Source organism: Colwellia sp. BRX8-9, assembly GCF_014077245.1.
In the GTDB taxonomy this organism is placed as follows: Bacteria; Pseudomonadota; Gammaproteobacteria; order Enterobacterales; family Alteromonadaceae; genus Colwellia_A.
Window position 1 is genome coordinate 93844 of the sequence record NZ_JACGVN010000007.1, and the last position, 15192, is coordinate 109035.

Annotated in this window: 12 protein-coding genes and 1 pseudogene; 2 read left to right on the forward strand and 11 right to left on the reverse strand. The window is 39.2% G+C overall.

Annotated features, from left to right (window positions below; all coding sequences use genetic code 11):
- On the reverse strand, positions 1-1854 hold the full coding sequence (locus H4J70_RS07795; protein WP_182250851.1) for a TonB-dependent siderophore receptor: 1854 nt from the start codon (positions 1852-1854) through the stop codon (positions 1-3).
- Positions 1855-2486: 632 nt separating this feature from the next.
- A complete protein-coding gene (locus H4J70_RS07800; RefSeq protein ID WP_182250852.1) occupies positions 2487-3524 on the reverse strand; it encodes an AraC family transcriptional regulator in 1038 nt (345 codons plus the stop codon).
- 392 nt (positions 3525-3916) lie between these two features.
- On the opposite strand from H4J70_RS07800, the gene H4J70_RS07805 reads away from it, so the two are divergent.
- Positions 3917-4564: an alpha-ketoglutarate-dependent dioxygenase AlkB gene (locus H4J70_RS07805; protein WP_259368020.1), complete on the forward strand. Its 648-nt coding sequence runs from the start codon at positions 3917-3919 to the stop codon at positions 4562-4564.
- A gap of 188 nt (positions 4565-4752) precedes the next feature.
- On the opposite strand, the gene H4J70_RS07810 is transcribed toward H4J70_RS07805, so the two are convergent.
- The gene (locus H4J70_RS07810) at positions 4753-5985 is read right to left on the reverse strand and encodes an NADH:flavin oxidoreductase/NADH oxidase family protein (protein ID WP_182250853.1); all 1233 of its coding nucleotides are present in this window, start codon (positions 5983-5985) and stop codon (positions 4753-4755) included.
- Positions 5986-6052: 67 nt separating this feature from the next.
- Between H4J70_RS07810 and H4J70_RS07815 the strand changes: the two genes are divergently transcribed.
- Positions 6053-6493 carry a MerR family transcriptional regulator gene (locus tag H4J70_RS07815; protein WP_182250854.1) on the forward strand — a complete coding sequence of 147 codons (441 nt, stop codon included), beginning with the start codon at positions 6053-6055 and terminating at the stop codon, positions 6491-6493.
- Between the two features lie 45 nt (positions 6494-6538).
- Here the strand turns inward: H4J70_RS07815 and H4J70_RS07820 are convergent.
- From H4J70_RS07820 to xdhA, 8 genes and pseudogenes are all read right to left on the reverse strand, one after another.
- Positions 6539-7096, reverse strand: a pseudogene (locus tag H4J70_RS07820) (EAL domain-containing protein); the annotation flags it as partial.
- A 275-nt stretch (positions 7097-7371) separates the two neighbouring features.
- A complete protein-coding gene (guaD, locus tag H4J70_RS07825) occupies positions 7372-8697 on the reverse strand; it encodes a guanine deaminase (protein ID WP_182250855.1) in 1326 nt (441 codons plus the stop codon).
- A 4-nt stretch (positions 8698-8701) separates the two neighbouring features.
- On the reverse strand, positions 8702-9235 hold the full coding sequence (locus H4J70_RS07830; RefSeq protein ID WP_182215979.1) for an ureidoglycolate lyase: 534 nt from the start codon (positions 9233-9235) through the stop codon (positions 8702-8704).
- Between the two features lies 1 nt (position 9236).
- Entirely contained in the window at positions 9237-9605 is a 369-nt protein-coding gene (gene uraH, locus H4J70_RS07835) for a hydroxyisourate hydrolase (protein ID WP_182215978.1), read from the reverse strand.
- Between the two features lie 4 nt (positions 9606-9609).
- A complete protein-coding gene (gene uraD, locus H4J70_RS07840) occupies positions 9610-10149 on the reverse strand; it encodes a 2-oxo-4-hydroxy-4-carboxy-5-ureidoimidazoline decarboxylase (RefSeq protein WP_182250856.1) in 540 nt (179 codons plus the stop codon).
- A gap of 173 nt (positions 10150-10322) precedes the next feature.
- Positions 10323-11261, reverse strand: coding sequence for a xanthine dehydrogenase accessory protein XdhC (gene xdhC / locus H4J70_RS07845; protein WP_182250857.1), 939 nt, complete (start codon positions 11259-11261; stop codon positions 10323-10325).
- A complete protein-coding gene (gene xdhB / locus H4J70_RS07850) occupies positions 11254-13626 on the reverse strand; it encodes a xanthine dehydrogenase molybdopterin binding subunit (RefSeq protein ID WP_182250858.1) in 2373 nt (790 codons plus the stop codon). The genes xdhC and xdhB overlap by 8 nt, the downstream gene beginning before the upstream one ends.
- The gene (xdhA, locus tag H4J70_RS07855) at positions 13619-15172 is read right to left on the reverse strand and encodes a xanthine dehydrogenase small subunit (RefSeq protein ID WP_182250859.1); all 1554 of its coding nucleotides are present in this window, start codon (positions 15170-15172) and stop codon (positions 13619-13621) included. Before xdhA ends, xdhB begins: the two co-directional genes overlap by 8 nt.
- Positions 15173-15192 lie beyond the last annotated feature (20 nt).

Here is a 15192-nt window from a genome sequence, read left to right on the forward strand (position 1 = left end):
TTATATTCCCCACCTAAAATTAATCATGACTTCTTGACCTACAGGCACTCGCTCATCCCACTCTTGATGCGAGTTATTACCGAGGTTGAGTGCTGATAATTTTATTGAAAAACGTGAAGAAATTTGCCATTGCAGTGTCGCATCTACAGTCCAATAACTAGCAATGTTATTACTGGGCAACTCATCAACATAACGTAAATAACCATTGAATTTCCACTGTTCGTTAATGTCCCACATGGAAATAACTTGAGCGCTGTTTCGCGGCATTTGTCCTTGGGTTACCTTAGCACCGTCTGTTGATAAACTATCACTTGCTGTTATAAGGTTCATAGTGGCATGAGAGAGGTTGAACCTTACTAACCAAGAGGGTTGTAATTGAACACTGTTACTTAACTCGATTCCCTGAACATTTCCGGATACTTTATTACGGTAACCCTTCTCTTCAACTGAAAGTAAATTTTCATATTCAGCTCGGTAAACCGTTGCATCAAATTGCCAAGCATCAAACCATTTTTTACGCCAACCTAATTCATATACATTGGCATGTTCTGCCCCTAAACGTTCACCGCTAAAGTTACCGTAACGTATATCACTTTCTACTCGGGTGGGAACTCGCACAGCTTTTGACCAGGCACTCCAGACCAATGACTGGGGCAATTGATAAGACAAGCGCACACTAGGTAGCGATTCATTTCCAGAATAATCATTGTTTTCGAATTTAATGCCAACAATTAGATGTAAGTCATCATCGAGTAAAGCAATATCATCTTGAATAAATGCATTAATCACTTCATCATGGCGATTTTTTGGTGCAATAAAATCGAATGGGCTAGTCGTTATTTCATCGTGTAATAAGCGATAACCTACGCCTCCAATCAAGGCATGCTGTTGCCATTGCTGTTGAAATTGATAATCAAGGTTCCATATTTCACGTTTATCATCCAACATAGGGACGCTTAGTTGAGTTTGCTCATAATAACTGAGTAGTTTATGTTGACTGTTATTGTTATCAGTAAATTGCCAATTAAGCAGAAAGTTTCCGCCAGATTGTGTTTGACCATCAGGCATAGCTTGACTCGCCACGTTGCCAATCACCCCAGAATAAAGATCACCTTGTAACGTCAAGGCATTGTTAGTAGCCAGATCATAATCAAGGCGAAAACCCACTTGATTATGTCGGTTATTGTCATTACTAAATTGCTGATTAGTATTGTCATGCTGGCGATGTTTAGCATAAATGCGCATATAAGCATTCTCTGCTAATTGCCAACCATAACGCGCGCTTATTACTTTGCTTTGTTCACTTCCCAGACCTGCTTCAAGTAAAACTCCCTGAGTTTCTTGGGCTTTGCGGGTAATAATATTAATAACGCCATTGACCGCATTCGCCCCCCATATAGCGCCACCAGGACCTCTGATCACTTCGATACGGTCAACATCTGCTAGTACTACATCTTTTTCTGCCCAAACGACACCTGAAAACAAAGGACTATAGACGCTGCGACCATCGATCATCACGAGTAATTTATTAGCAGCAAGACTATTAAAACCACGAATACTGATAGCCCATCGACTCGCATCAATATTTGCTACCTCAACACCTGGAACATAGCGTAGTGCATCTGCAATGGTAGTCACGCCAAGGCGATCTATTTCATTATGAGTAAGCACATAAACAGCGGCAGCTGCCTTATTTAAAGCCTGCTTTTTTTTAGAGAGTGAGGTTATTTTAAGATTGAATAGTTCGGTAAGACTAATGCCAGTAATATCGATGCTGGTATCGTCTGAATTAGCCAATGCACTAGCACTAAATAATAGTGAAAGTATTTGTGCGGTAAGTAATATTCTCATCATTATATTCCTTTACATTACTTATCCTTGTCGCAAAAATTTATTATCCAAAACTATAATAAAATCATAGGATACGACTGGATGTGCTCAAGTAGCTTTTAATACCTGAATTAAATAGGTTTGCCTAAACGGCCGTAACGACTGTGATCAATAAATGTGCCTTCAATTAACCTATTGACTCAACTCGTTTTTATTGGGCTAACTATAAGCGTTTATTGAGAATAATCCTTAACCAGTAACGACATTATCTAGACAACTAAAGACACTTCACTAAGTGGCTAACTTATAATTGTTATCTTTATAACAAGTAAGCTACATAAGCATCAGATCAGCTGTTTTCAATGTGGTTTTTTAGATCGTTACTAAAGATTACCAAGTAATATTGACGCCTTAATGTCGCGAGTTTACCCAGTAAAATAAGGTAAAATTATTGATGTTAATAACAGTTGAATACGGTGGGTACATTTAATGAGAAAATTTTAATTTTATTGGCTATTCAACAACTGCAAAGCTTTTATGAGCAAGTGTTCAGTGTTTGAAGTGTCTAGTACCATAATGAAAACAGTTACGTTAAATTATTACCAACTGATAGGGAGTTACATAGCCAACCATTGAGTAACCCGCATGTACATTATTTACTGATAATCTGATGGCGAAACACCTGTCCATTTCTTAAATGCCCGAGAAAAACTTGAAGGCGAATTAAAACCCAGCCGATAAGAGATTTGAATTAAACTCAGTCTGTTTTGCTTTAATAGCATTTGCGCATGATTGATTTTTTTGGTTTTCAATAAAGCACTAAAGTCAGTATTGAAGCGTTTTAAACGACGTTGCAAGGTCTTGACACTGCTGTTTATTTGCTCAGCTACAAAAACGATATTTAGATTATTTGAAGCAATATTTTCAGTCATTAAATTCTCAATATCAGAGAGCAATTGAATATCAGTTTTAGACAATTTATTATCTACGAAGGGCTCTAAACCAATCGAATGCGTTGAAAATAAATTTTTGGTCGCAAGAGCGTTTTTCTTAAAAACAATGACATATTCCCCGCTATCGGTGTACGTAACCGGATAATCAAATATTTTTTCAAAGTTCTTTCTTTGACTTTTTAAATCAAGCGTTATCTTTGAGATAATATCTAAGTGAGCAGGAAATATTTGATTAATTATTTTATAAACCAGGCAAAGTCCAATTTCTAGTGTCGTTCTATGGACACTAGCCAGCTCTGCCCGCGATGAAACAACTAATAAGTTGCAATCAGCCTTAATGACTAGAGTGACCTCAATCGATTTATTCATTTGCTCACTAGCAAAAATAATTTTTTCTAATAAATCACTTAGCGATTTAGCATCTGATACGATGACACCCGTATGACGTAAGAAATGCAATTGAAAAATAGCAGCCACTGCAGCAGGTAAGGTATCTAAACCTGAATATAGTGCAATATTATCATATAGCTTAAGCACAACGTCCCGTTGAATAGAATCTAATTCACGTAAAGAAGCGACGTTAATACCTACTGTCGATAATAAATTGTTTGCGGGTAAATTTTGTTGTTGCAACGCCATATAAATAAGACGTATCCAGCTACCGTCAACGAACTGCTTTATATCGTAGTTATTTTGCTCTGGGTGGATAATTGCAGAATCTAGTTTTTTAACAACGACCATGGGTTTCCAAAATAGATTTATCTTACATAATTGACAATGAGTATTAGATAAAACTACTTACTGCAGTAAAGTTTCTACTTAAGACATTGAACCATATATTTTTTAACAACATTATTCTTAACCTGCCAAGTCTTTATCTACACCGTTAAGGACATTTTTAATAGCAGAATATATGCTCAGACAATATCTAATTCCAATTTCATCTTCAATCAGGGAAAACCCCTACAAAATGTTGTTTTATTGTGGTAAATATTGCTGAATTTTAAAGTGGCGACGTAAGTATCGATGAGTTTTATTATCTACTGTGCTATTATTTTCAAAAAGTTCAGGTAATTGCTTGGGGTGTTAACTTAAACACGCTTAGCCCATTTTCATTAACTGCTGTCTGTACTATGGCTACTTCACCTTCTCATTTAAGTGTTATCGACATGGATCTATTTTCATCTTTATTTGAACAGCCGATTAATCTTTTGCCATATGATGGTGATGTCGATTATTTTGGTGAAATTATCTCTTTAGACGATAGCGACTATTACTTTAATCGCTTACTTAACGGTATTGATTGGCGTTGTGACCAAGCAGTTATATTTGGCAAAACTATTGAAACAAAAAGAAAAGTGGCTTGGCATGCTGCTGAATGTTTTAGCTATACCTACTCTAACATTACTAAAACAGCGTTGCCTTTTACCGATGATTTGCTTTCGTTAAAAGCACTTGTCGAGCGCCATAGTGGTGAAACTTATAATTCATGCTTACTTAACCTTTATCACAGTGGAGAAGAAGGCATGGCTTGGCACAGCGACGGTGAAAAAGATTTAAAGGACCAAGGTGCGATTGCATCGTTAAGTTTTGGTGCTGAAAGAAAGTTTGCTTTGAAGCACAAGATATCAAAAGAAGTCATTACCTTACCCCTTAAAGCGGGCAGTTTGTTAGTCATGAAAGGGCCAACACAACAGCATTGGCTACATCGTTTACCGCCAACTAAACTCATTAAAGACGCAAGGATAAACCTTACGTTTAGAACGATTGTTAACACATAACGTATTATCGTTAACAAGAGTAATTTTCGCCACTTTATATAAGCAAGGTGATGAATATGCCGCCATTAACCGTCAAACTATGCTTTATTGTCAACTTCCTTAGGCCCTAGTCAACCGCTAATCAACGGGCTTACTCGACACTATCTGTTGACAATGCCTTATATAAGATTAAAAAATATCAATATGCCCTATTCATTTTCATAAGTTTTTCGATAGATTTTAGTCAGTTTTTTAAGTCGTAGTTGGTCAAAAATCAGTGAAAATAATGGTGATGAGTTTAATTTTGGGGCTTTACCTTTGCCAATACGTTGTAATTGACGTTTGGTAATAGCCATAGTTGCAAGTGCGGCTAAAGTTTTATCTTGCCATTTTACTTGAGGTAAAATGGCTACCGCGTCTGGTGACGTTTTCCAGCGTTGAGGAAGATTTGGACTAAATGCCAGTGCTCTGCCAATGCCGAGCATATCTACGCCTTCATCTACTACTTTTTGTGCAATCGCTAAACGGACAATGCCTCCTGTTGTCATAATTGGCATAGGAGCTTGTTTGGCAATTTCTTTCGCAAACTCAAGAAAATAAGCTTCTCTATTTAGGGGCTGTCCATCAGCTGTATTACCTTGCATTGCTGGGCTTTCATAGCTACCACCTGACAATTCAACTAAATCTACGTTTAAATGGCCAAGTTCTTTTACCACAACTAAGGCATCTTGTGCATCGAAACCACCACGTTGGAAATCTGCGGAGTTTAACTTAACCGCTATCGCTATATTTTCAGGTATAACTAGCTTGACCGCTTTAACAATTTCAAAAAGGAGGCGAGCACGGTTTTCAAGGCTGCCACCCCAGTTATCATTTCTCTTATTGGTCAGCGGCGACAAAAATTGTGATAACAAGTAACCATGGGCTGCGTGGATCTCGATACCATGAAACCCAGCTTCAACAGCACGTGATGCTGTGACAACAAATCGCTGAATTAATGCTTGAATTTCAAGCTCGGTCATCGGACTTGGTTTACTAAATAACTGACTATGCTTCCCCATATCCAATGCAATATCTGAAGGAGAGAATACCTGCCCTCCCATAGCAGCATAGACTTGTCGGCCAGGATGGTTTATTTGCATCCATATTTTTGTGCCATTTTTGCTTGCTATTTCAGCCCACTTTTTAAAGGGCTCTAAGGGTGTATCTGCCTCTAAAGCAATACCTCCTGGACCGGTCATTGCACGGTGATCTACCATGACATTACCCGTAATAAGCAGGCCAGTGCCTCCCGCAGCCCATGTTTTATATAGTTGAAAAATATCATCGCCGGGTAAATGGCCTTCAACAGCCATATTTTCTTCCATGGCGGCTTTTGCTAAACGATTTGGCAAAATTGCGCCATTAGGAAGAGTTATCGGTGTAAATACAGAGTGACTCAAGTAGAACTCCTGTTAATAAGTTTAACGAGCTGGATTTTGTACAAGTATAAGCTTAAAGTTAACTTTAATGTCAACAGTTTACATACGCATAAAGTGGGTACCGATGAAAATCAGCGAGTTAGCAAAAATAAGTGGTATAACAGCCTCTACTATACGGTTTTATGAAGCCAAAGGATTACTCCCTAAAATACAAAGAAATATAAATGGTTATCGACATTATTCGCAAGCTAGTGTGCAGCGTTTAGCAACGATTGAATGTGCGAAGCGGCTAGGTTTTAGATTGGCAGATATCTTAAATGTTTTAGCAGATAGTGGCGTAACTGAAGGACTTGATCACAACAAAATAGTCGAACAACTTGATATACGCTTGCTTGAGGCCGAAAGTTTAATTAAGGGACTATTAGCACAACGAGACGAAATAGTATTATTTAAACAACGCTTACAAGAGAGCTGGCAACAAGGTAAATGCTTAGCGGTGGACGAAATACTTTCAGCAGATAAAAGGTAAAACAGGGATAAAAAACTTATGGATCAGCTTGTTAGTCTCTCATTATTAAAGGTCGCTAAAGTCAACCAAAGGTAGATTTTCAAAGCCCGGTCTGGCAAAAAAGTAACCTTGCATTAGTTCAATACCAAAATCACGTAAACAGCGGTATTCTTCTTTAGTCTCTATTCCCTCAGCAAGCGGAGTAATGTTTAGGTCATTAAAAATATTTAAACAATTTTTTACTATTGACTGACGAACCTTATCTTCATTAATGTTACGGATTAACCCCATATCAATTTTTACGATGTTAGTTTGAAAATCAGCTAATAAACCCAAACCAGCATACCCTGCACCAAAGTCATCTATTGCAGTTTTAAAGCCTATTTTATTATAAGACTCAACAATATTCTTAATAAAAGCGGTATCATCAATTTTTTCAACTTCGGTAAATTCAAACATTATTTTTTCAATGGGAAAGCTATACTTCTTGGCTGCCTCCAATGTTGTGCGAATGCAACGCTCAGGTTTATATATAGCGTTGGGGAGAAAATTTATGCTGAGCATAGATTGAAGTTTTAACTTGGAGGCAAGAGCTATCGCTTTAACTCGGCAAAGCTGATCAACCTTAATCCAATATTGTAGCTGTATATCAGTAATTAACACTCAATAATTTATATTAATGACCTTAAATATGATCACCTGAACAACAGATAGGCTGTTTGTTGAGCAATGATGCTGATTCTCTATCTAGATATTGTTTAACGAAGGATGAAATATTGTCTTGTCGCACCGGTAATTAGTGTGGTTGACACGAATAACGCGCCAACCTGAGTAACACCGTCCACTAAAGGTAAAAACCGTAAAATTAACTTTAGCTATTGCTTATCTTATTGTAAGCACTAATCGTAATTAATCTCAGCTAATTCACCTTGTATATAAGTAGCTTTAACCGCACGGTCATCCCCTAATATAGTGAAAGAAAAAAGTTTCTCTGCCAATGATTGGCACTGCTCTAGCCGTAATTTCATTAATGGTGTTGCATGATAATCTAAGACTATAAAGTCAGCCTCACAACCCACTTGAAAATTACCTACTGTACCTTCTAAATCTAGCGCTCTTGCGCCACCTAAAGTTGCCAAATAGAAAGATTGTAATGAATCTAATTTTTTGCCTCTTAACTGCTGCGTTTTATAGGCATCTTTTAAGGTCTCTAATAGTGAAAAACTGGTTCCTGCGCCTATATCTGTACCTAGACCCACTTTAATATTGTGTTGCTGGGCAACATCAAGTTTAAACAGACCACTCCCTAAAAACAGATTTGAACTTGGACAAAATGACAAGGCTGAATTAGATTGAGATAAGTCGCTATATTCAGCATCACATAAATGTATACCATGAGCAAAAACACTACGACTGCCAAGTAATTGATGCTTTTTATAAACATCTAAATAGTTTTCGCAATCGGGATTAAGCGATTTAACCCATTCAATTTCTTTTAAATTTTCAGACAAATGGGTTTGCATATAAACACCTGGGTGCTCTTTTAATAGTTGCCCAGCCAAGCTTAACTGTTCATCACTACTGGTTGGCGCAAACCTTGGGGTGATAGCATATTGCAAACGCCCTTTACCATGCCAATCTTTGATAAGTTGCTTAGACTGCTGATAACTACTTTGCGCGGTATCGAGTAAATAGTCAGGAGCATTCCTATCCATCATCACTTTGCCAGCAATCATGCGGAGATTTTTGGCTAAAGCCACTTCAAAAAAGGCATTAACTGACTCAGCATGGACAGTGCCGAAAACTAATGCGGTTGTTGTGCCGTTAGCAAGCAATTGATTGAGGAAAAACTCACTGATTTTAGTGGCGTAGGCTTTATCAGCAAACTTTTTTTCGGTCGGAAAGGTATAATCTTCTAACCATTGTAATAATTGTTCACCATAACTCCCTATCATCTCAGTTTGAGGATAATGGATATGAGTATCAATAAAGCCTGGGACAATCAGGCCATTTTCAATATGTTGAATCTCTAGGGAATGCTCTAAATCAGCCAACATAGCTTTAGCTGTGCCCAACTGTTTAACCTTGCCATTTTCTATCAGCAAAATACCATCTTCAAAATACTGGTAGCTGCTCTGCTCTGCTTGCTCTTTATCTTGGCAAGGCGTCGAGGCTGGGTCTTCGACAAAATGTAAAATCTCACCGCGAAATGCTTTTACTGACATCGACTTAATCGCTCCGGTTATCTAAATTGAAATGTATGGTAATTTTATTTTCTAAAGCGATTTCATCGCAGTTTTTGCCGACACCTTTTCGGTCAACAACTAAGAAATCAGCGGTTTCACTTAAAGCTAAACTATAATGATGCCAAGTACCTTTGTGGTAATTAACACCTTGGTTGCCTGTAGCAAGAAATACGGCTAATTTAGTCACATCAAATTCGCCCGCAGGTCCAACAACTACCAAATAAGCGTTAGCAGACAAAGGATAAAAAGCCTGGCTTGATAAAGGATGACGTTCCATACAGTCAATGGTTATTTGACCTATACCGGCGTTGATCTGACAGCATTCTTTAGGCGACGAGCGAAAAACACTGATAATACCTTGCCCTGCTTCCTCACTAACATCTAGCGTCGCTAATGCATGATATCTTTGTGTAAGCCCATAATTTATTGATATTTTTTCTACTTGATCATTGACTTCAATCACATCACCAAAAGCTTGAAACGCTTTTTGGCTTAGTGGTTTAGCATGTAAAATCATCTTAGCTGCCACGGTAAGTTGAGTAACCAAAAGCGGTCAGTAATAATGGAATATGATAGTGTTCACCATCACCACTGATATCAAAAACAATATCAACATAGGGATAAAAAGCTTGCTCATTCAGCGCGTTAAAATAATCACTGATCGCAAAATGAACGCGATAACTCCCCGCAGGCAATATTCGTTCTTTATCAAGTAAGGCCGGCACTCGCCCATCACTGTTTGTTTGGCCTTGTGCCAAAAGTGACCACTGTGCTTGGATACTATTGTCACCATCATTTGAACCCTTAAGTTCAAAGAGAGAAATAGTAATACCAGCAGCGGGTTTACCGCGACTAGTGTCTAATATATGTGAAGTTATTTGACTCATAAACTTAGGTCTCTTTTACGTTTGAAGCAGTAGTGGCAGTTTCAGCAATCATTTTTTTGATTCTTAACTGAAATATTTTTCGTTGCTCTTCTGCTGCATTAATGATTTCTTCCGCGCGATTATTCGCGTAACGTTTTACCAATATATCTAACATCTGCGTGGCTGTTTTACCTGTGGCACAAACAATAAAAATGAAGCCAAACTTTTCTTGATAGTCATCATTTAATTGCTTTAACTCACTTAATGCTTGTTCTGTCGCTGTGTTAACACCCGATTGTTCTCCCGCGGCAATTTTCTCTGTCGAGCGGTATTTTTCTCTTAGGCTAGACACATCGCCAATTTTAGGGTGGCCTTCAAAAGCCTGCAAATAATCGGCTTCTGTAAGGTTTTTCCAGCTGATATCAGCGTGTGCAGATAACGCCGCTAAATTGTTATATGGCATAGCAGCCACCATGCGGCTTACCCAAGTATTGGCTGTACAACACTGCATAAAGGCCAAGTGGGCCGCCTGAGGTTGCAAAGCATTTAACACGATAATCGACATAACGTTTCCTTATTCAAGGTAACCAATAATGCCCTTTTTCTTAAGAGCATTATTAGGATAAATATATAATTTGATCTCATTATTATGCGGTTTTTAACCTGTCGCTGTTAATAATAAGTGTTGCCGCTTTTATACCTTCTAGGGTAAAAACGCCTGTTGAACCTAAGGTAAAGTTATTCATTAATCTTATCTGTAATCGGTTTGCTATCAGTTACTTTATTTTTGCTTCGACCGGTAACATGGAGATTAGTCGCGCTATTAAGTAACGGCGTTAACGCTTTGAAACTGATCCCTTGCGCGGTAGTTGACTGATGACCCGCATGGTCGTCTTTTTGATATAAACCAATAATTTCAGCCGCAATTGATACCGCAACTTCCATAGGACGTTTACCCGGCACGGCACTTAAACCAATAGGACAAGTGAGCTGATCAATAGCCTGCTGACTAAATTCTCGATGTTTTAAGCGATGCTGAAAGCGTTTCCATTTTGTCTCAGAACCAATTAAACCGGTATACGCAAAATCACCACGCTTTAACAGCGCCTGGCATAGTTCAAAATCTAATTGATGATTATGCGTCATAATGATAAAAAAACTGCCTGCAGGCATGCTAGCTATTTCATCTACCGGATTGTCACTAACAACACACTCAATATTAGCCGGCGCATTTGCCAGCATCTGAACAGGAAACTGTTCTTGGCGATTATCAACCCATTTTAGCTGGCAAGGTAAGTCAGCAAGGATGGTCGTTAACGCTTTACCAACATGGCCGGCGCCAAAAAGCATTATTTGAGTTTTACAAGCTGCAAAGCTTTCAAATAATACGCTACAATCTCCGCCGCAACATTGCCCTAAGGAAGCACCTAAAGAAAAGTGCTCGATATGTTGATTCTTATCTTCGTCTGCTAATAATTGTTGCGCTATCGCGATAGACTTAAACTCTAAGTGACCACCACCAATAGTGTCATAAGTGCTATTGGCACTCACCACCATCTTAGTACCAGAATTTCTAGGCGCTGAGCCATGCACACCAATAATTGTTAGCAAGACAAAGGCCTCTCCTTTGATCTTTAATGAACTAACCGCTTCAGACCAACTTTGTCGGTTATTCATCGGCTGCCATCCCTTGCTGGGCGGTTATTAATTGCACAGCCTTTAAAACTCGCTCTGGTGTGGCAGGAGTATCAAGCGACGGAATAACACCTTTGGCTCTATCTTTTGTAGCAACAGAGTTAGCAATAGCGGCGCGCAGCGCTGACCAGACAGAAATAGCCAACATAAACGGTGGCTCGCCTACCGCTTTAGAATGGTAAATGGTCGCTTCACGATTAGGAGAATCTTTCAACAACTCAACGTTAAAAACTTTTGGTGCGTCGCTAATAGCAGGAATTTTATAGGTGGCCGGCCCAGTCGTTAACAAACGTCCCTTATCATTCCAATGTAATTCTTCAGTGGTTAACCAACCGACGCCTTGAATATAACCACCTTCAATTTGGCCTATATCTATCGCAGGGTTTAAAGAGTCACCAACATCATGAAGGATATCGGTTTGTAATAACTTGTATTCACCGGTCAGCGTATCGATTAACACTTCAGATACTGAAGCACCCATCGCAAAATAGAAAAACGGTCGACCTTGGGCATTTTCTCGATCGTAATAAATTTTTGGCGTTCGATAAAAACCGGTCGACGATAAAGACACCCGAGCAAAATACGCTTTTTGGACTAACTCTACAAAACTGAGTTTATGTTCACCGGCATCGATTAAATCGTCACTAAAAGTTATCTCGTTACTCTCAACAGCAAAGTGCTCGACAGCAAAATCAATTAACCTTTGTTTAATTGTTTGTGCAGCGTTTTGAGCGGCTTTACCATTGAGATCGGTACCTGAAGAAGCCGCTGTTGGTGAAGCATTAGGGACTTTGTCGGTCCGCGTTGCTGATACTTTTACCTTATCAACGGCGATACCAAAAACTTGTGCAACGATTTGGGCAATTTTAGTATGCAACCCTTGGCCCATTTCAGTGCCGCCATGTGTAACATCAACACTTCCGTCGGTATAAATATTAATCAGCGCCCCTGCTTGATTAAGATGCTGAGCAGTAAACGAAATACCAAATTTAACCGGTGTTAGTGAAATACCTTTTTTAAGAAATTTACTGCCGGCATTAAATTCATCAATTTCTTGGCAACGCTCGGTATAACGAGAGCTATGCTCAAGTTTGGTTATCATCTCAGCTAAATTATTGTGCTCTACTTGCTGATGGTACGGGGTAATATTGCGCGCATCGGTACCGTAAAGGTTAGCTTTACGCACAGCAAGTGGGTCTAATCCTAGAGAGTAAGCAATATCATCCATGACACACTCAATAATCATCATACCTTGTGGACCACCAAAACCTCGAAAGGCGGTATTGGAGGCGGTATTCGTCTTACAACGATTACCAATAATACTGACATGGTCCAAGTAATAACCATTATCAGCATGAAACATGGCTCTGTCGACGATGGCATCTGATAAATCAGGTGAGTAACCACAATTACCATTGACCGTTATATCTATGCCTTCAATAACACCTTGACCATTAAACCCTACTTGATAATGATTTTCAAAAGGATGACGTTTACCGGTCATCATCATATCGTCGCTACGATTTAAACGCAGCTTTACTGCTTTTTGGGTTTTATCAGCAAGTACCGCCGCTAAACAAGACCAACCAGCCGCTTGTGTTTCTTTGCCGCCAAAACCACCACCCATACGTTTCATATCGACAACGACGCGATTAAAAGGGATACCTAACACTTCTGCCACAAGTTTTTGAACTTCAGCAGGATGTTGGCTAGATGAATAAACGGTCATTCCGCCATCTTCGGTGGGAATAACACTGGCTATTTGACCTTCCAAATAAAAATGCTCTTGGCCACCAATGGTAATCTCACCACTCAGCTGATGCTTAGCTTGCTCAATAGCAGTGGCACTATCACCACGTTTCATACTATGCGGTGGACGAACAAAGCTCTTAGCTTCTAACGCTTGTTTAATAGTCAGTACTGGTGTTTTTTCTTTATAGTCAATTTTTGCCAACGCTACCGCTTGTTTTGCTAACTCATGGCTCGTCGCAGCGACCGCAAAGATAGCTTGACCATAAAATTCAACGACATCTTTGGTGAGTATTGGATCGCCCGGAAAAACAGGACCAATATCAGTATGACCAACAATGTCATCTAAGGTAATAACAGCAACTACACCCTTGGCGGCGCGTACTGCCGATAAATCTATCGCGGTAATATTACCACTGGCAATCGTTGCCATACCCACAGCAGCATGCAATTGCCCTAACGACTCTAATTTGTCATCGGTATAAACGGCTTTGCCGGTAACATGCATTTCAGCACTTTCATGCTTGGTCGATTGCCCAACCGCACCAGAACTTTTTTTACTTTCAAGACCTTTATCAATTTCACTTAATTTACGCATGAGTCACTCCTTTCCCTTCAAAGGTATCGACTTCAAAGGTTTCGATTCGGGTTGCTGCATGCGTTTGCTCTAGTTCATAAAAGCATTTTCTCACTAAGTTTTTTGCCACTTGTAAGCGATATTCACTGCTCGCGCGCACATCTGACATCGGAGAGAAGTCTTTTGCTAATGCTGTCATCGCTAAAGCAATATTTTGTTCGCTAGGCTCTTTACCCATTAAAGCTTGCTCACAGGAAAAAGCGCGTTTTGGGATGCCTGCCATACCGCCAAAAGCAATGGTAATATTAGCCACTTTTTTATTGGCAAACTTAATATAGAAACAGGCAAGCACCGTTGAGATGTCGTCATCTAAACGTTTTGATATTTTAAAGACTTTGAGATGTTTATTACTGTTAGCTTTTGGAATTTCAATACGTTCAATGAACTCACCACTTTCGAGTTGTGTCACTTTGTAATCAACAAAGTAATCTTCAACAGATATTTCACGAGTACGCTCGCCTTTGCGAAGCACTAACTTAGCACCTAAGGCGATTAATACGGGTGGCGTGTCTCCAATAGGAGAAGCATTACCGACATTTCCCCCTAACGTGCCCGAGTTTCTCACCTGAGTTGAACCAAGGCGATAAAGCATTTGACCAAATTCTGGATAATGCTGGCTTAATAACTGATGGCTTTGCTCATAGCTCACCATAGCGCCAATGGACAAAGTTTCTGTTGTTTCATTAATTTGTGCAAGCTCGCGCACATTGCTCATCGAAATCATGGTTTGTATTTGCGCCATACCTTGGGTAACGCTTAACGCTAAATCTGTACCACCGGCTAACAATTTAGCTTTCGGGTATTGTTCAACCAATTTTGCTAATTTATCTAAGGTATAAGGAAGATAAAGACTCTTGCCATTATTGTGCAGTTCAACAGTTTCTTGTTGCTGAGCTATGAGTTTTAATTGCTTAATAGTCGCCGCTTGCTCGTGCTCAAACTGATCAACGTCATTGTTATCACAAGCTTGTTTTGCCGCTTCAGTAATAGAGCGATAGCCAGTACAGCGGCACAAGTTACCCGCTAAGCCATGCTCGATGTCTTTGTCTAAATCAACAGCAGGAGAATTATCTGTCGCATCAATAAACTTGGCTTGCGCTAAATTTTTCTTTAATGAAAAAAGTGACATTACAAAACCAGGAGTACAAAAGCCACATTGTGAGCCATGGCAATCGACCATAGCTTGTTGAACACTATGTAATTTATTTCCTTGCTGTAAGTCTTCTACTGTAACAAGCTGTTTGCCATGAAGTGCAGATAAAAAAGTAATGCAGGTATTAATCGATTGATAGCTAAGATGTTCGGTTATTGTTTGACTTTTTGCTGAGTGAACCACTTCAGCAAGCACTGCTGTACAGGCACCACAGTCTCCTGAAGCACAACCTTCTTTCGTCCCTTTTCGACTCAACTCTTCTCTTAAATAGTTGAGTACCGTCATATTAGGATCACAATTTTCGATAACTTTACGTTCGTTATTTAACAAAAATTGAATGTTATTTTCTGACATATGGTTAATTACCTATACAA